The following is a 24,160-nucleotide window of genomic DNA, read 5'->3' as shown; positions in this document are numbered from 1 at the left end:
ACAATTAATTAACAAAAATAAAAGGCTGTCAAAATTGGCAGCCTGTTTTATTTTTTATCCGAACTTAAAGCATTCCCAGCTCAAATTTCGCTTCCTCACTCATCATATCCTTGTTCCAGCTTGGCTCGAAAGTAAGCTCTAAATCGACACTCTTCACATTTTCAACTTCCGCTACCTTGTCTTTTACTTCTTGTGGAAGTGTTTCTGCAACAGGACAGTTCGGAGTCGTAAGTGTCATGATAATTTTTACATCAGCATCATCAGAAATCTGTACGTCGTAAACAAGCCCTAATTCGTAGATGTCTACAGGAATTTCAGGGTCATATACTGTTTTTAATACGCTAATGATTTCTTCACCGATGTCAGCAATCTGATCGTCTGTAAATTTCATTTTTTAATCTAAATTGGTATACCTTTTCAACAAATCTTCCTGACGCATACGACGGAAAATATTTGCCAAAGTTAAGACATCTTTTTCACAATAGTCAACTATTCTTTGCAAGTCTTTCTCTATGTAATAGATTGATGAAACCATTGAGCCGTCGATATCATCTTTTGGAGTGGGAATTCCGAAAAGATGTGCCAATAATTCAAGCGAAATAAAACTTTTATAGTCCCCGAATTTCCACAGTTCCATAGTGTCGATATGGGGGATTTCCCAAGGTTTCTTTCCGTACATCTGAAATGGAGTAGGAGGCTGAATTCCGTTGATTAAATATCTTCTTGCGATCCACGGGAAATCAAACTCTTTACCATTGTGGGCACACAGAATAACGTCTCTCAATCTCGGACTGTTGAAAATTTCGCCAAATTCAAGCAGTATTTTCTTTTCGTCATCACCAGCAAAGCTTTTTATTTTTAAAGTGTCATTTTTTTCAAGCATGCCGATGGTAATGCAGACAATTTTTCCAAATTCAGCCATAATTCCAGCTCTTTCAGGATAAAATTCTGCTGCAGAAACTTCATCCTTTCTCTGGAATCTGGTCTTTTTATCCCAAAGCATTTGTTCGGTTTCGGGCATATCTTCCCATGTGCTGAATCCTGGAACGGTTTCAATATCAATAAATAAAATTTTTTCCAGAGGGATATTCTGTATCATTTTTTTGTTTTTAAACTGAAAGATAAGACATAATAAATGAATTATCAAAAACGTTTTAATAGAACAAAATATTATTTTATGAAAAGGTTATTGATAATAGGAAGCAGTATAGGTCTGCTTTTCTTGGCTTCGTGCAATGATTCTGAGGGAAGTGATACTGCTACAGTGAATGTGAGACTTACTGATGGTCCCGCGGCGTATGATGCTGTTAATATTGATATTCAGCGAATAGAAATCAATAATAACGGTGAATGGACTGCTCTTAATTTTCCTAGTCCTGGTGTTTATAATCTTCTTAATTTTAAAAACGGAACAGATACCGTTTTAGGTCAGGCAGTATTGCCCACGGGTGAAGTTTCTCAGATGAGAATGATCTTGGGGCCTAATAATTCTTTGGTTGTGAATGGAGTTAATTACCCGTTACAAACTCCTTCGGCTCAGCAAAGCGGACTGAAGTTCAACTGGCATCAGACATTAGCCGCCAATGGTGCTTATACTGTATGGATCGATTTTGATGCGGGAAGATCTGTTGTAAAAACAGGAAACGGATCTTACATTTTGAAACCGGTTATCAGAACGTTTTCAGAACTAACAAACGGACAGATAAAAGGCTATGTACAGCCTCAGGCTGCAGATGCTGTTGTACATGCTATTGTAGCTTCGGATACGATTGCAACGGCAATACCAAATCCTGACGGATTTTTCATGTTTTCCGGACTGCAGCAGGGAACTTATACCGTTTCTTATGATGCAGATAATGCAACAGGATATGTAGATGAAAATACCAATAATGTATCTGTCGTATTCGGACAAATTACCAATTTAGGAACAAAAACTTTACATCAATAAGTAGTTAACCTACCTGAAACCCATTTTTAGTCGGAAGTGATGTGGTAAGCAATGTTACTTCCGATTTATTTTCGCCATATACTCCCAAAACCAGGCATTCACTAAAGAAATTGGCAATCTGTTTCTTTGGAAAATTGACAACCGCTAAAATCTGTTTTCCGATCAGATCTTCTTTTTTATATAATGTAGTAATCTGTGCTGAGGATTTTTTTATTCCTAATTCTCCAAAATCAATTTCTAATTGATAAGACGGGTTTCTGGCTTTTTCAAAATCGTTCGCTGAGATTATGGTTCCGCATCTTATGTCTATTTTTTCAAAATCTGTCCAGGAAATTTCGGGTTTTATGGTCATGGTAATACATTGATTAATTGTTCTATTTCAGCTTTTTGTGTGGCATATTTTTTCTGCAGTTCGGAGCCTTCTCCCATTCTTTTATAATATTCAAATGCTTTCTCTCCGAAAATCTTTTTATGAAAATCTGAAGCGTCCGGAATTTTCGGAAAATTTTTATGGAAAAGCATCTCATAATACGCCTGAAATTCTCTTTCATTTTTGTCCTCCACAGTTTGTTCCGGAGCTTTTTGCCTTACATGGAGCATTTCGTGAGCAATTACATTTAAAATAAGATTCAGGTCAAAATCAAATAAGTTAGGAGGAATCATTACTGTTTGGGGTTCTCCCAATTCACCTTCTGTCGTTAAAAGAACTAAGTTCGGAATTGCTTCCCGTAACCCAAATCCTGCAAAGTTTTCATGTTCCAGGTCGAAAGAATATAGCAAATACTTTGCGGCATCAATTACCTGATCGTTTTCTTTATAAGCATTCAAATGTAATTTGATCTGTTCGAAATCCATCTCAAAAAATATGTTTTAACAAATGTATTAAAATAATGAAACCTGAAATGAAGAAGCAGTAAAATAAATAGTCTGGAAATCAGTGTGTTATTGTTTTTAGCTTCAATTTTTGCTAATTCTCATGCAAGATTTCCTAAAAACCGGATTTATATAAATGAGTACTCCAATGAATAATGTGTAATGCTAAAAAATTAAAAAAATGAAGAAATTAACAGTACTTAAATCTTTAATGATCGCCATCATTGCGTTTTTGGGATTTTCTTTAACATCTTGTAATGACGATAAATATGAACCGATTCCTCTGACTTTGAATGATGTAAATGGGAGTTACAGGGCGAGACTGCTGACTTCGCAGGGAGGGAAGTTCAATGAAAAAATTATTGACTTTACGGCAAAAGATTCCATTATTACCTTCAAAGATTTTCCGGTAAAGGAAATTGTGAAGTCAGTTGTGAAAGATCCTGCTAAAGCTGATGCTGCGATCGCCAGTTTAGGAAAAATTGAATATAAGCTGAATTATAGCTCAAAGTTAAATACAGATCAGAATGTAGTGGAATTAACGTTTGAACCTAAAGTATTAACCTTACAGATTCCGGTGGATGGAACAGTTAGAAATACAATAGTGAAATTAGTGACTAAACAGAAGGGGTTTTTCGTAGGATACGACTGGTCGATGAGATTTGCTATGGAAGCCGAAAAAATAACGGTTGACGGAGCTGAGCTCACTCCTTATGAAACTATAAAATATGAGATTCCGATTAGTATTAAGAATTAAACGAATGAATAATTTGTAAAATAGGCAAAACCTCGAGTTGAGGTTGCCTATTTTTGCTTACTGAAAATCAATGCATAAACTGAGCAGCTATTGAATAGGTAAATGAAAGAAAATAAGGAGCAGATTTTGGTATCCCGCCTTTTGCAAAAGGAAGAAGCGGCCTGGAAAGAACTTTTCGGAGTGTATTCAGGTGGTCTTGCCTATGTCTGTTCCCGGTATATTATTGATAAAGACGATGTTCATGATGTGCTTCAGAATAGTTTTATACAGATGTTCCGTTCTATTGGTTCTTTTGAATACAGAGGAAGTGGTTCTTTGAAAGCCTGGATTACCAGAATTGTAGTTACTGAATCTTTAAAACATATAAAGAAGAACCCAGACTTAAAAACGGTTTCGGATGATTTTGAAATTGCGGATGAACAAAATGATGAAGATCCCAACCTGGAAGAAATTTCACAAGATATCATCATGACGATGATTCGTTCTCTTCCGGACGGTTACAGAACGGTTTTTAACCTTTTTGTTTTTGAGAAGAAAAGTCATAAAGAAATTGCAGAGATATTGGGAATCGCAGAAAATTCTTCCGCCTCACAATTTCATAGAGCAAAAGCAATGCTTGCCCAGAAAATAAAAGAATATACAATGTCTAAAACAGCGCACTATGAGTAATAACGAATGGCTAAATGATTTGCGCAGAAAAATGGAAGATCATATTGAAGATGTTCCGGATGGATTATGGGATGATATCAGAAACGAATTGTTTGTGGAAGATAAGACGGAGAATATTATTCCTGTTATAATGAACGATGGTCTGAAAGCGCAGGATAAAGCTGTTTCAACAATGCATCATAAATCTCTACTTTATCGTATCTGTGGTGCTGCTGCGGCTATTATCTTATTCTTTATTGTGGGCAAGCTACTTGTTTTTAATGATCAAAAAGAAGTTGTAAATATTGTTCAGGTGAAAGAAAATTCTTCAGAAAAGACTTCTTCTGATCATCCATATGAAGGAAATACCTTGGGACACGGAATAATTTTAGAGAGAAATGATACGAATGGTTTAAGTCACAATTTTGCGATAGAAAACTTGAATAAGCTTTCAAATGAAACAGAAAAATCAGAAGTAAAGAAAAATATTGAAGACAAAAGATATAATTGGAATGAAAGCCTCGGTCAATATGTGCAAAACAGTTCTTCAACACCAAATGAAAATACAGAGATAAAACGAGTAGAGGAAGAAACCGAAACGTATGAGCTTCTTACTAAAGAAGAAAGAGAGAAAAAACAGAAATTAAAAGAAGCCGAAAAAGTAAAACTTACCAAGAATAACAAAAAATCCTGGGCGATAGGATTGCTTGCAGGAAATACAGCCTCCAGTTCGACCGAGCAGTTTCCAGGATATGCTACTTTGAACGGAGCTACCTTGAGCTTACCGGAAATCTGGACTTCAGAATATGAAGAAAATCCTTTAATGGCAATTTTGCTGGCTAATCAGGATAAAAAAGTGGATGCTAAAATTAAGCATAAAACCCCGGTTACCTTTGGAGCCTCTGTTTCTAAAAGGATTGGTAGAAAATGGTCTGTAGGTACGGGAATAAATTATACTAAGCTCTCTGCAGAACTTACCTCAGGAAGCGGATCGAATTTTATAAGCAGTGAGCAAAATATTCATTATGTAGGGATTCCGGTGCAGGTAAATTATAATGTAATTCAGAAAGGTGCATTTACGGGCTATATTACAGGAGGAGGGGTGATTGAAAAAGCGATTTCGGGAGATATAAAAACTAAATATATCGTTGATGGAGAGGTGAAAGAAGTAACCAAAGAAGAAATTGGTGAAAAACCTGTCCAGGTATCCGTAAATACAGCGGCCGGACTGCAATTGAAAGTGATAAAAAATATTGGAATTTATGCTGAGCCCGGAGTAAGCTATCATTTTAAGGACGACAGCTCATTGCAAACCATTTATAAAGAAAAGCCTCTGAATTTCAACATCAAGTTCGGAATAAGACTGATCATAGACTAAATACAATCTCATATCAAACATTAAATGGCAGAACTATAAAAGTATAGTTCCTAAAGAAACACATCTAATTTTTATGGGAAAAATTGGTAAAAACTCATTAAATATTATAAATATGAAATTAAAATTAATCTTTTTAACAGCACTTTTTTCCTGTTTTTTCATTGTAAAATCACAACAATGTACACCGACTATTACAAGCCCGAGATTGGGAGCAATGTTCCAGGATAAAGTCGTGTTTTGTACAACGGAAACAGAGACATTATCCACCACTCAAACGTATGGAAGCTATCAATGGTATAAGCAAATGTGGGATTGGCAAACACCTAATCCCAATCCTTGGGTAGCGATTCCCGGGGCAACCTCGCAAACCTTGACCATCAACGGTTCTGCGGATATGCTGTATTATTTTAAAGTACAAGTTTCAGGGAATGATTGTGCGGCGGAGAGTGATCCGATCTTAGCGGACGGTTATGCGTATGGTCTTCCATTCCTGATTGCCAACTTTACCCCCGGAACTTATGAAGAAGTGGCTCCCGGAGAATATAATGTGTGTTCGGGAGCTTCTGTGGTTTTTGAGAACGGATTCCCTGCGGTGTATGGTCTCCATACATGGTTTAAATGCGTTCCCGGGAGCAATCCTCCATCACCTACAGATCCGTGTATTATTAATGGAGCTACGGGAGATACGTATACAGCTACATCATCCGGAAAATACGGATTTTATGCCTGTACGGAATACTGCCCGGATATGTGTGAAATGTTAAGTGATATGGCATTTATACAGCTTAATTTTGGAAGCTGGAGCTTCTGTAATTTAGGAACTGGGGAAGTAAAACCTAAAGAAAATAATTTGAGCATTTATCCCAACCCTGCTACCCAGTTTCTGTATATAGGAAAAGAATCAGAAAAATACACTGAAGTTTCCATTATTGATATGTCCGGAAGACTGATATTGCAAAAAAAAGATCATAACTACACTCAGGCGATCGATGTGAATGCTTTGTCCGCAGGTACTTATCTTATTGTTTCTAAAAGCGTGGAAGGAAAAACGTATAAAAATAAATTTATAAAAAAATAAATGTTCTGAGCTTAAGAGACGGTTTTTTTCAAATAGTTAGTTGGAGGCGGCACAAGATTTTGTGCCGTTTTTTTGTTTTCAAACTTCTGATAATAAATTGTTTATCGGAATGAGGGCTTAAGGAAATAATTAAAAATCATATTTTAAAAATCAGGAAAATATTTTTACTTTTACATTAAAACACAAACATGCTGATTAAAATTTATGGAAGCGCAATTCATGGAGTTGCGGCCCAAACTATTACTATTGAAGTGAATGTAGATACAGGAGGAGTGGGATACCATCTGGTAGGCCTTCCTGACAATGCTATTAAAGAAAGCAGCTACAGAATTTCTGCCGCCTTGAAAAATGTAGGTTACAAAATTCCCGGAAAAAAGATTACTATTAATATGGCTCCCGCAGATCTTCGTAAAGAAGGTTCAGCTTATGATCTCAGTATTGCTGTCGGGATTTTAGCCGCTTCGGACCAGATTCTTGCCGAAAATATTCAGGATTATATTATTATGGGAGAATTGTCTCTGGATGGCAGTCTACAGCCGATAAAAGGAGTGCTGCCCATAGCAATTCAGGCAAGAGAAGAAGGCTTTAAGGGGATTATATTGCCTAAACAAAATACACGTGAAGCTGCCATCGTAAATAATCTGGACGTGTATGGTGTAGAAAATATTAAGGAAGTCATTGATTTTTTTAATGAAGGAAAGGAATTAGAAAAGACCGTTTTAGATACCCGAAAAGAATTTCAGGAAAAGATCAATCATTTTCCATTTGATTTTTCTGAAGTAAAAGGACAGGAGGCAGCTAAAAGAGCAATGGAAGTTGCCGCAGCAGGAGGACATAATATTATTTTAATCGGTCCACCCGGAAGTGGTAAAACCATGCTGGCCAAAAGAGTTCCCAGTATTTTGCCTCCATTAACACTGAAAGAAGCATTAGAAACTACCAAAATACACTCTGTTGCAGGAAAAATGGGAGCGGAGACATCATTAATGACAGTGCGACCGTTTAGGTCACCTCATCATACGATTTCGGACGTAGCTTTAGTTGGGGGCGGAAGTTATCCGCAACCGGGAGAAATTTCATTGGCTCATAACGGCGTTTTGTTTTTAGATGAAATGCCCGAATTTAAACGAACGGTTTTGGAAGTCATGAGGCAGCCTTTGGAAGACCGTGAAGTAACGATTTCAAGAGCCCGATTCACGGTAAATTATCCTTCAAGCTTTATGCTGGTTGCTTCGATGAATCCCAGCCCGAGCGGATTTTTTCCTGATGACCCGAATAATACCTCTTCTGCTTTTGAAATGCAGCGGTATATGAATAAGCTTTCAGGACCATTATTGGATAGGATTGATATTCATATTGAAGTGCAGAAAGTGGAATTTGAGCAATTGGCAGAGAAAAGAAAAGGTGAAAAAAGTGAAGAAATAAGACAGCGGGTACTCAAAGCGCGCGAAATTCAAAATGAGCGATATAAGGATTTAAAAATCAGCTATAATGCTCAAATGGAATCAAAAGAATTGGAAGAATTTTGTGAACTTGATGAGGTTTCATTCGGCTTAATAAAAATGGCCATGGAAAAGCTGAATCTTTCAGCTAGGGCTTATGACAGAATTTTGAAGGTAGCCAGAACCATTGCAGATCTTGAGGTTTCGAAAAATATTCTGTCACATCATGTTTCTGAAGCAATACAATACAGAAGTCTGGACAGAGAATTTTGGAATGTTTAAACATGTGTAAACTTAGGGTTTATAAGTTGAACAAATGTAAGTGTTTGTATTTTAACTGCTTGTTTTATTTGTTAAATCTCCTTCTCGGGAAAAATTTTTATAAAATTGCTTGTTTGTTACAATTATTATATTAAATTTGAGCATCATATTTTTAAAATATTGCAATTATGAAAAAGAATTTATTAATCTTTAGTTGAAATCTATTATTTATAATTAGTAAAACAAGAATAATTGTTTAATTAGTCATAATAATTGCGTGTTTCCTATCCCTAATAGAATCATTACCGTCTAGTTATCTTCCCCAACATAAAAAACTACCATGAAAACATATTTGTGAATAAATGTGCAGCTTTCTTGCGCCTTTAATTCATCAGATAAACTTTTTATCAGATCTTATTTGATATAGTATTTTAACCAAATCATTCTGTTAAACATGAACACATTTTCAACAACACAGACACTTGGAACTGGTGTCGCAATTTCTTTATCACAGGAAGACAAAGAAAGACTTTTAAACGATTTCAACCGAACAGACTGGGATTATCCAAAAGAAGAAACATTGCTTTCTCTTTTCCAAAAACAGGTAAGCCGTTTCCCTGAATATGTAGCGGCAGTATTTCAGGATCAGCAGATTAGCTATCAAGAATTAGATGAAAGAAGTAACCAGGTTGCGAATGCCCTTTTAACCAAAGGAATCAAGGAAGGAATGTATGTTCCTGTCTGGCTCGATAGGTCACTGGAATGGATTGTAGCAATACTCGGAATCATCAAAACCGGAGCGGCTTATGTCCCGATTGATCCTGCTTATCCTGCAAAACGGGTGGAATTCATACTTTCCGATACTTCTGCTCCATTAATAATTACCAACAGCTCGTTGGCAGATTTTCTAATTAAAGATATAAATACAGAAACTTTTGTTGTTGACACAATGGATGATCTGTCTGGCTGGGGTACAGATGCTACAAATAATACACTTCATCAGGAAGCTTTGGCTTATACGATTTATACATCGGGTTCTACTGGGAATCCGAAAGGGGTGATGGTTTCTCATCGCAGTATTCAGCATTTGGTAACATGGCATAATCAGTATTTTCATGTGGATCATACTTCAAAGCTAAGTCTTGTTGCAGGGCTGGCTTTTGATATCTCTGTATGGGAAATGTGGTCAGCGCTTACCTCCGGAGCTACCATTTTTATAGCGGACAATGAAGAACGTACAGAAGCTTCGGCTTTGGTAAATTATTATCGGAAAAATAAAATTACGCATGGTTTCGTACCGACTGTTCTTGCTCCTTCTGTGGTGGAAAAAACAAAAAGTTATAATGATTTAAATTTAAAATATCTTTTTACTGCAGGAGAAAAACTAAAGCCAGTTTTAACCTCTGAGCTGAATTATGAGCTTGTCGATTATTATGGACCTACAGAATGTACAGTGTATGCAACGTTTAAAAAAGTGAAAGATATGAACGGGCAGTATATTTCATCCATCGGGAAACCGATTGCCAATGCTCAGGCTTATATTTTAAATGAGAATTTAGAGTTATTACCTATTGGGGCAACCGGAGAATTATACATTGGAGGAAATTTGTTGGCCAAAGGATATCTTAATAATGAGGAATTGACGAATGCGAAATTTATTACCAACCCATTTAATGAGGCCGAAAAAATATACCGTACGGGAGATTTGGCAAGATGGTCTATGGAAGGAGATATTGAGTTCTTAGGAAGAATAGATAATCAGGTGAAAATTAGAGGTTTCCGTGTTGAGTTAGGAGAGATTGAAAGAGCTCTAATGAGAATAGAGGATGTAAAAGATGCATGCGTGATCACAAAAGATAATCATGGAGGAAATAAATATCTTGTCGCTTTTATAGTATTAAATAAAGGGACTCAAAAAGATATGTCATCCATCAGGAATCAATTGAAAGAAGAATTACCAGGCTATATGATCCCTGCACAAATTATTTTCCTTGATAAAATATCCTTAACAGCAAATGGAAAAACGGATACTAATTTCTTAAAAGAACTGGCAGATAAGGAGGCTAAAGAGCTTATTTCTCACGAACCTCCAACCAATGAAACGGAGAGAATCATTGCGGATATCTGGGCGGAAGAATTGGAGCGACCAGTAATTAATATTACAGATAATTTCTTTGATATTGGGGGTAATTCTTTGCTGGTAGCGATTGCAGCAGTGGCATTGCAGGAAAAGTTAGGCGTAAAAGTATATATCCGGGATGTATATCAACATCCTGTTTTGCAGGATTTTGCCAATGTTTTAATTGCAAGGGCAAAAGCAGAAAGAGAGGCTATTCCGGTAGAAGATGTAGAACCTTATGTAGAACTTCAAAATGATGTATATCTCAATCCGGGGACAGTTTTTGAAGGTACTTTTGATCCTAAGCAATTGGAAAATCCAAAGTCTATATTCCTGACCGGAGTAACGGGATTTGTAGGAATTCATTTACTACAGGAGCTTTTAGATACTACAGAAGCGGATGTCTATTGTTTGGTAAGGGCGCAGGATGAATTCCATGCTTTGGAAAAAATTAATAAATGTTTTCAGCAGTTTCATATTTCAAGAAAAATGGAACAGGCTTCAAGGATTATTCCTGTAATCGGAGATTTGGCAAAACCATCATTAGGCTTTTCCGATGAAAAGTTTAAAGAATTGGCAGGAACATTAGATCTTATCTACCATTCCGGAAGTTCTGTGAATTTTATAGAACCTTATTCTTATATGAAAGCACCAAATGTGGAAGGGTTAAGGGAAATCATTCGTCTTGCAGGAGTAGAAAAAACAAAATGTCTGGCTTTATTATCGACAATTTCTGTGTACAGTTGGGGACATATTTTTACCGGAAAAAAAGTGATGCTTGAAAGTGATGATATTGAACAGAATATTATTTCGGTAAGCAAGGATATAGGATATGTAAGAAGTAAATATGTAATGGAAGCTATTGCAGACCTTGCGGCAAAACAAGGTTTACCATTAATTACGTATCGTCTTGGTTATGCTATGTGCCACAGTGAAACAGGTGCAAGTGCTCCTTATCAATGGTGGTCCGGCTTAGTGAAAAACTGTATTGAATTTAAATCCTATCCCATGCTGACAGAGCTTAGAGAAGGGCTGATTACTGTTGACTACATGACAAAATCAATGGCTCATATTACCAAGAATAAAGATGCTATAGGAAAAAAATTCAATCTGATTGCAAGACCGGAAACGAATCTTACGTTAGAGGATTTCTTTGGTTTAATTAAAAAGTATTATCCGTTTACGTTGGAAGGATTTTCTTATAAAGACTGGAGAAAGCAATGGGAAAATGACAGTAAAAATAGACTGTATCCGCTTACAAGCTTGTTTAAAGATAATATGCATGAAGGTTTGTCAACAGTAGAGCTTTATCAGAATACCTATATTTGGGATTGCTCGAATGTTATTAAATTTCTGGAGGGATCCGGAATAGAAGAACCGATTTTTGATAAATTCCTGCTGGATTCTTATTTAAATTATCTTGGAATTTCTATTTCATAATATTTATTTGAGTCCGGGGCAACGAAGTTGCCCCGGACTTTTTTGATGAATTTAATTATATTCCCTTCTTCCCATCTAAAATCATCTGAATCATTTTTATCTTCCTGTTTTCTCTTGTTTCAGGTTTTTTAGCTTCTTCGATCCAGCGGATATATTCTTTTCTGTGGGTATAGCTCATTTTGTCGAATAGAATTTTGGCTTCTTTGTTTTCATTAAAAATCAAGGAAATATCATCAGCTATTTCAACAGTTCGTTCTTCTTTATCTTCAATTAAAGAAACGGATACACTGTCCCCAAATGTTTTGTTTAACTTCTTTCTAATTTCTTGTGTCAGGCCTAGAATATGACAGTCTGATTTCATTTTTACCAGGCTTCCCCTGTATTCTACCTTGTCATCAAAAAGAGCTTTTATTTTTACCTGTCCTTTCTTATCAAAAAGTTCTATTGTCGAAAAAGGAAATTCTACAAAAGCGGCATTCATTTCTCCGTTTTGCTGGATGATTGCATTAAATTGGATAGGTTGATTTTCCATTTTAAAATTTCTGAAATTTAATTCAAAAATAAAAAAACCGTGAAATATTCATTTCACGGTCTATAAATTATAATCAAAAAAGATTATTTTTTCTTGGTTTTTTTAGGAAGAGTCGTTGTTCCTGAGTTTTTTGTTTTTGTATCTGCAGGTGTATTTTCGTCTCTTACAAGCTTTAATTCGTCAATAAGTCTTCTTGCTCCGGCATATTTGTCGATTGTCCAAAGAACAAAACGAACGTCTACGTTGATCGTTTTTTGCCATTCCGGTTCAAAAACGATATCGCCGCTTAATGCTTCGCTGTTTCCGTCAAAAGCAATACCGATAAGGTTTCCGTCTCCGTCAATTACCGGAGAACCAGAATTACCACCCGTAATGTCATTGTTTGAAAGGAAGTTTACAGGCATATATCCTTTAGCATCTGCATATTGTCCGAAATCTTTTAGGTTGTAAAGATCGATCACTCTTTGAGGAAGATCAAACTCTTCATCTCCTTTTTTGTATTTCCCTACTAAACCTGTCATATCAGTATAGTAGTTATCAGTTATTCCGAAATAGTTTCTGTCTGTTCTAATTGGTAATTTATCTACTGTTCCATAAGTTAATCTCATGGTAGAGTTAGCATCCGGATAGAATTTTTTTCCTGGCATAGCTTTCATAAGACCAGCTAAGAATAGACGATTGTTTTTCGCGAAATTCTCATCTACCTTAGAATAGCTTTCTGTTACCAGCTTTTGGTCAGCTACAACACCGTTTGCAATTTTCCAAAGTTGATCAGCATCAAGTTTTAAAGCATCAGGATTCAATAAGAAGTTGGTTGCTGATGTTTTATTAGCAAAAATAGAAGAATAAGCTACGTTAGAAAGATTTTTGGCATCCAATCCTAAAAGCGTTGCAGAAGCAACATTTTTATTCGTTACTCTTGCCTGGTAAAGAGCTACCATAGAGCTTAGCATTTCTCCTTCCAAAGAAGGGTTGAAGTTTTCATAAGCAGCTTTGAGAGCAGCTTCTGTTTTTGCTTTCATAGCAAGTCTTCCTGCCATATCCTGAGCAGCATAGGCTTTAAGTACACTTCCTACCTGTAAAGCTAAGCTGATGTATTTTGCATTTCTTGTAAGTTGTGTTGCATAGTTTCTTTCAACATTTCTGTCGGAAACTTGCTTGTAATAAGCATCTATATCTTCTAAAACACCGTCATACTCTTCGTTTCCAGCCTGCATAGACCAAACTCTGTATGTTTTCTCTATATTTTGCTTGTCAGAGATTGTTCCGTTTTTGTCAACGGCATCTATAGTTCCTTGTCTGTTTTTCCAGTAGTTGGCTACAGAAGCATATTGAGAAGCGTAGTTTAGCTGAGTTGCTTTATCTTTATCCATATACTTCTTCATAACATCCATTGCTAATTTAGAAGCTTCTACCCAAGCCGGATAATCTTTATTTACCATTTGCTGGATCCCGTAAGATGTTAAATAACGGTTGGTTCTTCCAGGATATCCTAAAATCATAGAAAAATCACCAGGCTTAACACCTTTAAGAGAAACCGGTAAGAAATGTTTAGGCTTTAAAGGAACGTTGTTTGGAGAAAACTCAGCAGGGTTTCCTGCAGCGTCTGCATATACTCTGAAAACCGTGAAGTCAGCAGTGTGTCTTGGCCATTCCCAGTTATCAGTATCTCCACCAAATTTTCCTAATGATGAAGGTGGTGCACCTACCAATCTGATATCTTTGTAATCCTGGTATACGAAATAATAGAATTCATTTCCGTTGAAGAAATCTCTTACTACTACAGTGTATTTTCCGTTCTCAGAGTTTTCAGTCTGAATTGCCTTTGTCTCAGCATCAATAACAGCTTTTCTCTCTGCTCCGGTCATTTTATTGTTAAGCTTAGAATTGATTCTTTGCGTAGCATCATCCATTCTAACCAAAAATCTAACATATAGATCTTTTGCATTAAACTCGTCTTTCTGTTTCATCGCCCAGAAACCATTTTTTAAATAGTCTTTTTCCGGAGTAGAAGCAGCGGCAACGGCTCCATAACCACAATGGTGATTCGTAAAAATAAGACCCTTATCAGAAACAATTTCTCCTGTACAGAAACCACCAAAACTTACGATAGCGTCTTTTAAACTGGAATTATTAACGGAATAAATTTCTTCCGGAGTCAAATGCAAACCTTCTTTTTGCATGTCAACACCATTAAGTCTTTTGATGAGCATTAAGAGCCACATCCCTTCATCGGCCCTCATTTGAGCAAAACTCAATAAGAAAGTGAATAGTAGAAGTATTCTTTTCATTTTATAAAATAATTTTTGTGTCGCTAATTTACTAATTTTTACGATATTCTGTCCCGGATTGGTATGAAAATGGGAGGAGGCTTTCTATGAAAAAAATATTATTTTCGGTTTTACCTGTTTTATTTTTAGGGATATTGCTGAATTGTTCTTCTGTAACTAAGGAAAATACACAGATGAACACTCGAAATTATCAGATTCAGAGAGAGTGGATGTTGGTTTCTTTTGGGCATTTTACTAAAGCTGATTTGGTTAACTACAAAGCTAAAATTGATTTGACCGGAAAACTGGAAAAAGGAAGAATCCAGGCTACGGCATTTATGGGATGTAATAATATATCATTTTCCTCTGAATTTAAAAATAATGGAAATGTAAATATTAAAGGGTTACTTTCCACGATGAAGGCTTGTCAGAATATGGATTTGGAAAGCGAGTTTCAGAAAAAATTTGAGACCATGACAAAATATAAAGTGGAAGGACATTTTCTGACATTATCTGATGGTAAAGGAAATATCATGAAATTTGTGGCAGCAGATTGGGATTAATGAAACTGAATAAAAAAGAAAGTCCATCTGTTGACGGGCTTTCTTCTTATTGCTGAAAAATCTATTGGTCATTAGTTTTTAGGAATGGTCTTTTTGATGTCTTCTAAAGTTAAATCTGGGCTGCTTACCAATCCTTTAATATTGTTATTTGTGTTCTTGGGAATACTTGTTTTGCGAGCTTGTCGTCCCGGAATAGTTGCTAATATTTCTTCAAAACTGGCTGTATTGGGCAGGAGTTTTCCGGAGTCGTTTGCCGTTTTCTGTTTGGCAGGCTGCTTTTTTACTTCCAGTCCCTGTTCAGATGTAAGTGTTACTGATGAAGGTTTTTGAAGAGCTTTTTCCTGAGCCTCTTTCATCATTTTGGCTTCAAGTTCTTTGGACTCTTTGTAGTAGGGAGCTTCCTGTACTTCCGAAACAGTTTTTTCTTGCTGAGCGTAAATGTTTATACTTAACGCTAAAAAAGAGATGATATATAATGGTTTCATGATCGTTTTATTTAATGTTTACCAATACTTTGATTTTTCCGATGCCGTTTTGGCCATAATCCTGGAGTGCTTTGCCAAGAACCTGTCCTATTCTCACTTTTTTAAGATTGGCTTTCATCGCCACTCCGGATTTTGAAGAAGTTACCAAAAGATCTCCTCTTTTAATCTTTCCTCCTTCAAGACATACTTTTGTAGGGATTACTCCAATTACTCCCATCGGCACTTTTCCGAAAAGATCTGCATCTATATTTTCTTCAGTTAAAAGTACTCCCGGTTTTGTTGCATAAACTCCCGCCACGAGACTTGAATAGGGTTTGGAAGATTTTTCTACAGTTCTGTCAGAGTCTGTGGAAATAACTAAGATGTCACCGGGTTCATACTCGGAAGAATTTCCTGTTACATCAAACACTTCGGCAACGTCGGCACCACTGCTTTGAGTTCCCCCATTAAAATAACCTCGGCCATCATTCCCGATTCTTGCAACATTTACGGATCCGGGGTTTCCGGATCTGAATATTGCTATTGAACCCGTACTATGAGTTTCTACAGTAAGTGCGGCATTTGTATTCGCTGTATTGTAGTTGACAAATCTTGCAGCACGGCCTGTCCCAAAATTAGGAATCCAGGCATAGATTGCACTTCCCGTTCCGTCTGCCGTGGTTTCTACACCGTCACCACCATTAGATGCGTTGGCGGTAATTCCGTTTCCGTTTCCATCAGCAATTGCGATCAGAGCGGGGCCGTTTCCGGCAGGGTTACTGGCATGGAATAATCCTGCATAGCCTCCTGTTCCTGATGATACACCGTAAATACCTGCTGTTCCGAAATTGGCAAACATTGAATTCACTTCGCCTCTTACAGCAGGAGATGTTCCTGTGGTTTTGTCAACCTTAAAGTTTCCTGCAATTCCGTTTCCAACAGTGGTAACGGTAATTACATCACTCGTATTGGCATCGTTGAAAATGTTGAATTTTCCTGCTCGTCCGGTAGCAAAACTTGGAACCCAGGCGTAAAGAGCATTTCCGGATCCGTCAATATTGGTTTCCACGCCGTTTCCTCCTTTGCTGGCGTTAGCAGTAATGGCATTTCCGTTACCATCAGTAATGGCAACCAAAGCTGGTCCGTTCCCTGAAGTATTGGAAGCATGAAATAATCCGGCAAAACCTCCTGTTCCGGAAGATTTACCAAAAATTCCGGCAGCTCCAAAATTCCCAAAAATGGTTTTAACTTCACCTCTTACTGCTGCTCCGACGCTATTGGTATTGTTTACTAAAAAAGATGCTGCGTTTCCTTGGGTGTTGTCAGGAATATTCCCATTGCCATTTGTTTCTACTTCAAAGGTGTTATTGGTGGTATTGGTTGCATTAAAATTTTCAAAACGTCCTGCACGTCCTGTGCTGTTACTTAATCCAACTTGTCCGTAAACTCCGATTCCTGTACCTGAAGTATTAGTGGCGACAAAACCTCTTACACCATAGCCTCCACCATCATTTCTACCTACTACCGCTCCCGCAATATCGCTTGTTGTTCTTCCTACCACCGCTTCGCCACCACCATTGTTATCCCCGACAACGCCTGCGGAAGTCTGGGCAGAAGTAAGCCCGTGAAGTGCGAAGCCTGATCCTGTAGAGCTTCTTACTCCAGCCCCACTTCCTGTCGTACTGATATTTACAACCGTTCCGTTTCCTACAGAATTGGCTACAATGACATTATTATTGTTGGCATTGTTGAAAATTGAAAAATTCGCCGGAATACCCGTATTGCTGGTTGCATTTAATCCCGTTCCTGTATTACTGTTGGCATAAACACCATATCCATTGGCGCTTGAATTTCCGTAAACTCCTAATCCGTTAGGAGTTACTCCATAAACGCCCCATCCGCTTCCTGCCTGACTTCCATAAACTCCGACTCCTAATCCTCCTGTACCATTGTTGATTCCACGGATACCTGAAGAGAATCCTCCGGGAGCAACGTTGCTTACAATACCTCTTATGGCTGTAATATTTGAAGTCGTTGTATTGTTAACACCTTCTATTGAGGTTCCATCGCCATCATTGGTAATTGAGAATAGGTTTCCTGCATTATTAAACGTATTTACATAGGGAATTACAAAGCTTCCGCCACTCACTGCCCCTGCTGATTTGGCAAACATGGCATATGGAACGCTTAATAATTGGCTTGTTCCTATGATCGTGTAATTTGTTCCTCCCGCTAAATCAGTTTCTGTTTTTAAATAATAACTTCCTGTTGACCAGTTTATGGTATTGAAAGTTCCTGTAAGTACGGTTCCGGACCCTATTTCTAAGGTAATCAGTCCGTTGGTATTTGTGTTTCCTGTAAGTCTTTCGGAGTAAACGGCAGCTCCTGCAGGAGAACCTTGTAAAATACTTGCCTTAATAGCGATGCTCTGGTTGGGCAAAACCTGTCCGCTAGCATTTCGAATGATGGCTTGGTAGCTCATTTTTTCCGGAACTTGTGCAAAGGCTATGTGAGAGCCTAACACAATTCCAAGCAGGAATAATATTTTTTTCATGGTGTTATTTTTTTATGATTTTGAATGTTTTTATATTTTCTCCGTTTTGATTAATTCTGATGATATACATTGCAGAAGGGAGAAAAGAAAAATTAAATTCAGATTTGGACTGAATAATTTTCTCCGTTTTGATCAATTTTCCCTGGCCATCAAAAATCTGATATTCTGCACCTTTGAAATTGTTTGTTGTAAAATCTAGGTACAGATAATCTTTGAATGGATTGGGATAAAGTAAAATGTCTTTTTCGGTTGATGGGGTTTCATTTGTTGAAAGTGAGGTGATTTCATAAGCCTGTTGTACGCCTTCAGAAATTTCCCGATTGCTTCCCTTGATGAGATAATCGATTTGTCCCACACTATAGGAAACCGAGCCGTTGCCTCCTGTTGCATCTGCTCCTGTAGCCAAAACTGCCGATTGTGCTTTTAGCAGAAAAAAGGGAACAAGAAGAAGTATGAAAAAGAAGCATTGAATAGATGTTCTTTCCATATACATTAGTTTTTGTGGTTATTGAATAAATGATTTTGTCCAAAAACTGAATAAATTTTTGGGAAGACTAAATTACCATATATCAAAACCGGATATTTAAAAAATCGACCAACGACAAGAATAATCGACCAACGACAAAAAGTGAAATGGAAATTAAACTAAGGATGGAAAAAAGCAAGATTTTCTTTGTAAGACCTGCCAATAGGTAGCTTTATCTGATGGGTAAGTTCCACCTCATGCGCATTTTTGCTTCGGATTAAATGACGGGGAACGGCGAAGCTTCTGTGAATTCTTATGAAAGAATCAAAAGTGGTTTTATGTAACAGATTTCCGAGAGAATCCAGAATGCAGTGTTTTTTTTCCGAAGTGACAATTCTGGTGTAATCTTTTAAGGCTTCCAGATAAAGAATGTCTGTAATATTCACCTGATAAATATTGCTGCCTTCTTTTATTTTAATGCTGTTTTCTCCTACTAAAGCATCAAAACATTCACATTTTTCTTTCATTTTAATAAAATCAAAAAGTTTCTGTATTGAATAATGAAAGCGTTCCGTTTTCAGAGGTTTGGAGATAAAATCTAAGGTGTCCAGCTCAAAAGCATCAATGGCAAGTTCCGAGTTTGAACTGATGAAAATGCAGGCCGGTATTTTGTGGGCAAGCTTTCTGAATTCCAGCCCGTTCATTCCTTTAAGGTTGGCTTCAATGATAAGAACATCGATAGGTAGCTCAAGATAGGGAATGGCTTTTTCTGCCGAATTAAAAGAGACTACAATTTCAATATTTTCATATTGTTTCAGATGATGAAACAGAAACAGCCTGTCCAGTTCATTATCATCAATAATCATACATTTAATATTGGTAATCATGATACTTGGTGTTAGTTTTTATAGATTTTACATTCTGTGGTAAGAACATAAAATCATAGTGTAAAGATAGTAATTTTCTATAAATCAATACTATCCTTGTTTTAGATGTATGTGAAAGAGTGGAGGATTCAAAGATTCATTTTGTTTTTTTTCTTAAAAAATGGTAACTTGTAAATCTCATAAACATAGATAGAACTTAATGTTAGAAAAGAAAGAACATAATTACGAAAAAGCAGTTTTGGTAGGGGTGGTAACTCAGCATCAGGATGAAGAAAAACTACAGGAATACATGGATGAGCTGGAGTTTTTGGCCTATACTGCAGGAGGAACGGTAGACAGACGCTTTACTCAAAAATTAACACAACCTGATTCCAAAACCTTCATTGGAAGCGGAAAGGCTCAGGAAATAAAAGAATACGTAAAAGAAAATGGAATAGGAACGGTAATCTTCGATGATGAATTATCTCCCTCACAGCTTAAAAATCTGGAAAGAGAAATTGAAGTCAAAATTTTAGACCGAACCAATCTTATTCTCGATATTTTTGCTCAAAGAGCACAAACTTCCTATGCGAGAACTCAGGTTGAACTTGCACAATATCAATATCTTTTACCTCGACTGACCAGAATGTGGACTCACTTGGAACGTCAGAAAGGGGGGATCGGAATGAGAGGACCCGGGGAAACGGAAATTGAAACCGACAGACGTATCATCCGTGACAGAATCACTTTATTAAAAGATAAGCTGAAAACAATCGACAAGCAAATGGCAACGCAGCGAAACAATCGTGGAAAAGTTGTGCGTGCAGCTTTGGTAGGCTATACCAATGTCGGAAAATCCACTTTAATGAATGCTTTATCCAAATCTGAGGTTTTTGCTGAAAATAAACTGTTTGCAACGCTCGATACTACCGTAAGAAAAGTGGTGATCGGAAATTTGCCGTTTTTGTTAACGGATACAGTAGGATTTATCAGAAAATTACCTACCCAGCTTGTTGAATCATTCAAATCAACATTGGATGAGGTAAGAGAAGCAGATCTGCTGATTCATGTTGTGGATATTTCTCATGAAAGCTTTGAAGATCATATAGAATCTGTAAATCAGACTTTAATGGAAATCAATGCACATCAGAAACCGATGATCATGGTTTTCAATAAAATTGATGATTTCAGCTATGAGAAAAAAGATGAAGACGATCTTACTCCGTCAACCAAGAAGAATATCTCTCTGGATGAATGGAAAAATACATGGATGGCAAAATCAAAATATCCGACGGTATTTATTTCGGCTTTAACGAAGGAAAACTTCCCTGAAATGAAAAAGATGATCTACGATGAGGTGATGAAAATTCATATATCAAGATTCCCTTACAACGATTTCCTTTTTGAATATTTTGATAATGATGAGGAAGAAAACCAGCCTTAATGAAATATATTTTTCTCCTTTATTGCTTTCTCTTTTCGGTTTTTGGTTTTAGCCAGAAATCAAAAATTGATTTTAAGAATATTGAGAAAAACAGTAAAGATCCTAAATCTCCCTACAATTATGAAAAACTTATTTTTAAATTTAAGGGACTCCCGAAGTCTGTAGATTCCATAGAAGCACAACATCTTTATTATGGAAGAAATTTTAGAGATATTATCTCGACGGAAGATGAAAGCTTTAAAAGTCTTGCTGAAGCCTTTAAAAATAAGGATTGGGAGAACAGTATCAGCTTAGGAAAAGTGCTTTATTACAAAGACCCCACCAATCTGGATGTGCTTCTGATCTTGCTACGTTCTTATGATTCAAAACAGGATGTGAATAATTTTGTTTATCATTTAAGCCAGTTCAGATTATTGGCAGATGCAATAAGGAATTCGGGAGACGGGAAAACTGAAAAAACGGCCTACAACGTCAATTCTATCGGAGATGAATATATTCTTTTGAATATGATGAATATCGGGATGGATTATACAAGAAGCTCAAAAGAGGTGAAAGGCGGAATGCTGGATATCTGGGAGAAAGAAAACAATAAAATGTATATCAAAGTTCTCTATTTGAGAAATTAACATAAAAATTTTAAAAAACAGCTTAGTGGAGTTATATTATTCATTTTCAGCTTTAATCGTTTTAGCATCAATATTTGCATATCTTAATTACAGATTTCTTAAACTCCCAAGTACAATTGGGATCATGGTGATTGCCATTGTGGTGTCTATCATACTGGTATTTTTCGGAGAAAACTTTCTTCCGAGAACATTCGGACATCTTAATAATCTAATGAACAGCATTGATTTCACAGAAGTTCTGATGGGGGCAATGCTTAATTTCCTTCTTTTTGCAGGAGGAATTCACATCAATATCAATGATTTAAAAGAACAGTTGCGTCCCGTTGTTATATTTTCTACGGCAGGAGTGGTGATTTCAACATTTATTGTTGGTTTCGGAATGTTTTACCTGTTGCCTTTGGTAGGATTGCAGATGCCGTTTATCTACTGTCTCGTTTTTGGAGCATTGATTTCTCCTACCGATCCTGTAGCAGTGTTAAGTGTATTAAAACAGGCGAATGTTTCCAAATCCTTAGAAACTAAAGTTGCGGGAGAATCCCTTTTTAATGATGGTATGGCGGTTGTGGTTTTTACCGTTGTGCTGCAATTGGCAGTCGGAAAAGAAGTCGATTTGGGGATTGAGAATATAGGGCTTTTACTGATGAAAGAAGCCGGAGGTGGGTTGCTCTTGGGTGTTTTACTGGGTTGGGTAACTTCCAGATTAATGAGGGAAGTTGATGATTATATTATTTCCGTTTTGGTGACGCTTTCTGTCGTAATGGGAGGTTATCTTATTGCCAGACAAATGCATATTTCAGGACCATTAACGATGGTTGCGGCAGGATTATTCATGGGGAATTTTAATGTGAAATTTAAAATGAAGTCTATAACGCAGGATTATCTGATCAAGTTTTGGGAGCTTATCGATGAAATTCTGAACGCGGTATTGTTCCTGTTTATTGGTTTTGAGCTCTTAATGATCAAAGATCTGAAACACTTTATGATTCCTGGATTGGTGGCTATTATCGTTGTTCTGATCGCAAGATTTATTTCTATTTGGGGGCCAACGAAATTTATGTCTTTAAGAACCCGGTTCAGTCCGCAAACGGTAAAAGTGTTGGTTTGGGGCGGAATTCGTGGGGGAGTTTCCATTGCTTTGGCGATGTCTATTCCTAAAAGTGAATACAGCGAAATTATTTTAAGTATTACTTATTGTGTCGTTGTTTTCTCTATTATTGTTCAGGGACTTACGATTGCAAAAGTGGCTAATCCGAAAAAGATAGAGTCTGAAGAAAAAGAACAGGAAAGTATTGCTTTAGATGAGTCTCATTAATATATTGTAAATAAGTGGGTAATATGCTAAAAGAAATAGAAGAAGCCCTTGCTGTTTTATCCATTCCGGAAAAAGCTGAATTTTTTCCAAAGTTCTTTAAAACCGGAAAAGGAGAGTATGGTGAAGGAGATCTTTTTTTAGGGGTGAAAGTTCCGGACCAGCGCTTGGTTGCAAAAGAATATTTTGCTAAAATTTCATTAGAGGATCTAAGTACCCTGCTTTCATCAAAATATCATGAGCATCGGCTGACTGCTTTATTTATGCTGATTTCTAAATTTGAAAAAACGAAAGATAAAGCGGTAAAAAAGGAAATCATTGAGTTTTACTTAAGCCATTTGAAGTATGTCAATAACTGGGATCTTGTTGATTCAAGCTGTTATAAAATTCTCGGCAGATATGCGTTTGAAAATCAGCAGGAAGAATTGTTAAGAAAACTAGCTGTTTCTGAAGAAATGTGGTACAAAAGAATTGCGGTGGTAGGAACGATGCATTATGTGAAAAAAGGAGCTTATGAGCTTACAAAAGAATTTGTAACGCTGAATTTAAAACATCCCCATGACCTGATGCATAAAGCAAATGGCTGGTTATTGAGGGAAATGGGACAGAAAAATGAACAGGAATTGCTCAGTTACCTGAATCAATATTATAAAGAAATGCCGAGAACCTGTCTTCGATACGCCATTGAAAAGCTGGATGAAGATTTGAGGCAGGATTATCTAAAAGGCAGAATCTGATGGATTGTTTCTTTTGGAAAACGCTAACTCATTATTTTCTACACCTGATTTTTCCGGGGATTATTGCTTTTGTTTTCTATCGGGAAAACTGGAAGAAGGTATATCTGATTCTTTTGGCTACGATGCTTGTAGATCTGGATCATTTATTTGCAGATCCTATTTTTGATCCGAACAGAGGCAGTATAGGCTTTCATTTTTTACATTCCTATTATGCAATTGCTGTGTATTTTCTAATGCTGTTTTTTAAAGGAAATATAAGAATTATAGGCATTGGTCTTCTTTTTCATATGCTGACTGATTTTCAGGATTTTCATTGCTGGTGTCATTAAAACTCCATTATATTTTTATTCCGGTATTTCAAAATCTGCTGTTTTTTTGTAATTTG

23 protein-coding genes are annotated in these 24,160 nt (G+C 36.7%); 13 read left to right on the top strand and 10 right to left on the bottom strand.

Annotated features, from left to right (window positions below; all coding sequences use genetic code 11):
* Positions 1 to 64: 64 nt before the first annotated feature.
* Positions 65 to 391, bottom strand: coding sequence for an SUF system Fe-S cluster assembly protein (locus MKS83_RS13760; RefSeq protein WP_039371432.1), 327 nt, complete (start codon positions 389 to 391; stop codon positions 65 to 67).
* Between the two features lie 3 nt (positions 392 to 394).
* Positions 395 to 1,099, bottom strand: coding sequence for a 3'-5' exonuclease (locus MKS83_RS13755; RefSeq protein WP_240580160.1), 705 nt, complete (start codon positions 1,097 to 1,099; stop codon positions 395 to 397).
* A gap of 78 nt (positions 1,100 to 1,177) precedes the next feature.
* Between MKS83_RS13755 and MKS83_RS13750 the strand changes: the two genes are divergently transcribed.
* A complete protein-coding gene (locus tag MKS83_RS13750; protein WP_240580159.1) occupies positions 1,178 to 1,948 on the top strand; it encodes a DUF4382 domain-containing protein in 771 nt (256 codons plus the stop codon).
* A 4-nt stretch (positions 1,949 to 1,952) separates the two neighbouring features.
* On the opposite strand, the gene MKS83_RS13745 is transcribed toward MKS83_RS13750, so the two are convergent.
* The gene (locus tag MKS83_RS13745; RefSeq protein ID WP_240580158.1) at positions 1,953 to 2,300 is read right to left on the bottom strand and encodes a tRNA-binding protein; all 348 of its coding nucleotides are present in this window, start codon (positions 2,298 to 2,300) and stop codon (positions 1,953 to 1,955) included.
* A complete protein-coding gene (locus tag MKS83_RS13740) occupies positions 2,297 to 2,803 on the bottom strand; it encodes a hypothetical protein (protein WP_240580157.1) in 507 nt (168 codons plus the stop codon). The genes MKS83_RS13745 and MKS83_RS13740 overlap by 4 nt, the downstream gene beginning before the upstream one ends.
* A 199-nt stretch (positions 2,804 to 3,002) precedes the next feature.
* Here MKS83_RS13740 and MKS83_RS13735 point away from each other — a divergent pair, with 199 nt between their 5' ends.
* The 6 genes from MKS83_RS13735 to MKS83_RS13710 all read left to right on the top strand — a co-directional run bounded on the left by MKS83_RS13735 (position 3,003) and on the right by MKS83_RS13710 (position 11,944).
* Positions 3,003 to 3,578: a DUF4840 domain-containing protein gene (locus tag MKS83_RS13735; protein WP_240580156.1), complete on the top strand. Its 576-nt coding sequence runs from the start codon at positions 3,003 to 3,005 to the stop codon at positions 3,576 to 3,578.
* Positions 3,579 to 3,680: 102 nt separating this feature from the next.
* Positions 3,681 to 4,247, top strand: coding sequence for an RNA polymerase sigma factor (locus tag MKS83_RS13730; RefSeq protein WP_240580155.1), 567 nt, complete (start codon positions 3,681 to 3,683; stop codon positions 4,245 to 4,247).
* The gene (locus MKS83_RS13725; RefSeq protein WP_240580154.1) at positions 4,240 to 5,604 is read left to right on the top strand and encodes an outer membrane beta-barrel protein; all 1,365 of its coding nucleotides are present in this window, start codon (positions 4,240 to 4,242) and stop codon (positions 5,602 to 5,604) included. Before MKS83_RS13730 ends, MKS83_RS13725 begins: the two co-directional genes overlap by 8 nt.
* Positions 5,605 to 5,716: 112 nt before the next feature.
* Positions 5,717 to 6,682 (top strand): T9SS type A sorting domain-containing protein, encoded by a 966-nt coding sequence (locus MKS83_RS13720; protein ID WP_240580153.1) that lies wholly within the window; start codon positions 5,717 to 5,719, stop codon positions 6,680 to 6,682.
* Between the two features lie 188 nt (positions 6,683 to 6,870).
* Positions 6,871 to 8,406 (top strand): YifB family Mg chelatase-like AAA ATPase, encoded by a 1,536-nt coding sequence (locus MKS83_RS13715; RefSeq protein ID WP_240580152.1) that lies wholly within the window; start codon positions 6,871 to 6,873, stop codon positions 8,404 to 8,406.
* 433 nt (positions 8,407 to 8,839) lie between these two features.
* Positions 8,840 to 11,944 carry a non-ribosomal peptide synthetase gene (locus MKS83_RS13710; RefSeq protein WP_240580151.1) on the top strand — a complete coding sequence of 1,035 codons (3,105 nt, stop codon included), beginning with the start codon at positions 8,840 to 8,842 and terminating at the stop codon, positions 11,942 to 11,944.
* Between the two features lie 55 nt (positions 11,945 to 11,999).
* Here the strand turns inward: MKS83_RS13710 and MKS83_RS13705 are convergent, their stop codons facing one another.
* On the bottom strand, positions 12,000 to 12,476 hold the full coding sequence (locus MKS83_RS13705; RefSeq protein ID WP_240580150.1) for a YdeI/OmpD-associated family protein: 477 nt from the start codon (positions 12,474 to 12,476) through the stop codon (positions 12,000 to 12,002).
* Positions 12,477 to 12,559: 83 nt separating this feature from the next.
* Positions 12,560 to 14,767 (bottom strand): S46 family peptidase, encoded by a 2,208-nt coding sequence (locus tag MKS83_RS13700; RefSeq protein ID WP_240580149.1) that lies wholly within the window; start codon positions 14,765 to 14,767, stop codon positions 12,560 to 12,562.
* Positions 14,768 to 14,853: 86 nt separating this feature from the next.
* Between MKS83_RS13700 and MKS83_RS13695 the strand changes: the two genes are divergently transcribed.
* Entirely contained in the window at positions 14,854 to 15,309 is a 456-nt protein-coding gene (locus MKS83_RS13695) for an META domain-containing protein (protein WP_240580148.1), read from the top strand.
* Positions 15,310 to 15,380: 71 nt separating this feature from the next.
* On the opposite strand, the gene MKS83_RS13690 is transcribed toward MKS83_RS13695, so the two are convergent.
* From MKS83_RS13690 to MKS83_RS13675, 4 genes are all read right to left on the bottom strand, one after another.
* Positions 15,381 to 15,794, bottom strand: a complete 414-nt coding sequence (locus tag MKS83_RS13690) for a hypothetical protein (RefSeq protein ID WP_240580147.1) — start codon at positions 15,792 to 15,794, stop codon at positions 15,381 to 15,383.
* 7 nt (positions 15,795 to 15,801) lie between these two features.
* Entirely contained in the window at positions 15,802 to 18,327 is a 2,526-nt protein-coding gene (locus MKS83_RS13685) for a beta strand repeat-containing protein (RefSeq protein WP_240580146.1), read from the bottom strand.
* 4 nt (positions 18,328 to 18,331) lie between these two features.
* On the bottom strand, positions 18,332 to 18,814 hold the full coding sequence (locus MKS83_RS13680) for a T9SS type A sorting domain-containing protein (RefSeq protein WP_240580145.1): 483 nt from the start codon (positions 18,812 to 18,814) through the stop codon (positions 18,332 to 18,334).
* A 158-nt stretch (positions 18,815 to 18,972) separates the two neighbouring features.
* The gene (locus MKS83_RS13675; RefSeq protein WP_100377449.1) at positions 18,973 to 19,680 is read right to left on the bottom strand and encodes a LytR/AlgR family response regulator transcription factor; all 708 of its coding nucleotides are present in this window, start codon (positions 19,678 to 19,680) and stop codon (positions 18,973 to 18,975) included.
* Positions 19,681 to 19,879: 199 nt separating this feature from the next.
* Here MKS83_RS13675 and hflX point away from each other — a divergent pair, with 199 nt between their 5' ends.
* From hflX to MKS83_RS13650, 5 genes are read left to right on the top strand one after another with little or no spacing between them, the layout of a single operon-like run.
* Entirely contained in the window at positions 19,880 to 21,103 is a 1,224-nt protein-coding gene (gene hflX, locus MKS83_RS13670) for a GTPase HflX (protein ID WP_240580144.1), read from the top strand.
* Positions 21,103 to 21,729 carry a DUF4919 domain-containing protein gene (locus MKS83_RS13665; RefSeq protein WP_240580143.1) on the top strand — a complete coding sequence of 209 codons (627 nt, stop codon included), beginning with the start codon at positions 21,103 to 21,105 and terminating at the stop codon, positions 21,727 to 21,729. The genes hflX and MKS83_RS13665 overlap by 1 nt, the downstream gene beginning before the upstream one ends.
* Positions 21,730 to 21,754: 25 nt before the next feature.
* Positions 21,755 to 23,041, top strand: a complete 1,287-nt coding sequence (locus MKS83_RS13660) for a cation:proton antiporter (RefSeq protein WP_240580142.1) — start codon at positions 21,755 to 21,757, stop codon at positions 23,039 to 23,041.
* Between the two features lie 23 nt (positions 23,042 to 23,064).
* Complete coding sequence (locus MKS83_RS13655; RefSeq protein WP_240580141.1) at positions 23,065 to 23,775, top strand: DNA alkylation repair protein; 711 nt, start codon at positions 23,065 to 23,067, stop codon at positions 23,773 to 23,775.
* Entirely contained in the window at positions 23,775 to 24,104 is a 330-nt protein-coding gene (locus MKS83_RS13650; protein ID WP_240580140.1) for a DUF6122 family protein, read from the top strand. The genes MKS83_RS13655 and MKS83_RS13650 overlap by 1 nt, the downstream gene beginning before the upstream one ends.
* Positions 24,105 to 24,160: the final 56 nt, after the last annotated feature.

The sequence above is a fragment of the Chryseobacterium sp. Y16C genome, assembly GCF_022488405.1.
GTDB lineage: Bacteria > Bacteroidota > Bacteroidia > Flavobacteriales > Weeksellaceae > Chryseobacterium > Chryseobacterium geocarposphaerae.
The sequence above is the reverse complement of the archived record's forward strand: the minus strand, read 5'-3'. Positions and strand labels throughout refer to the sequence as shown.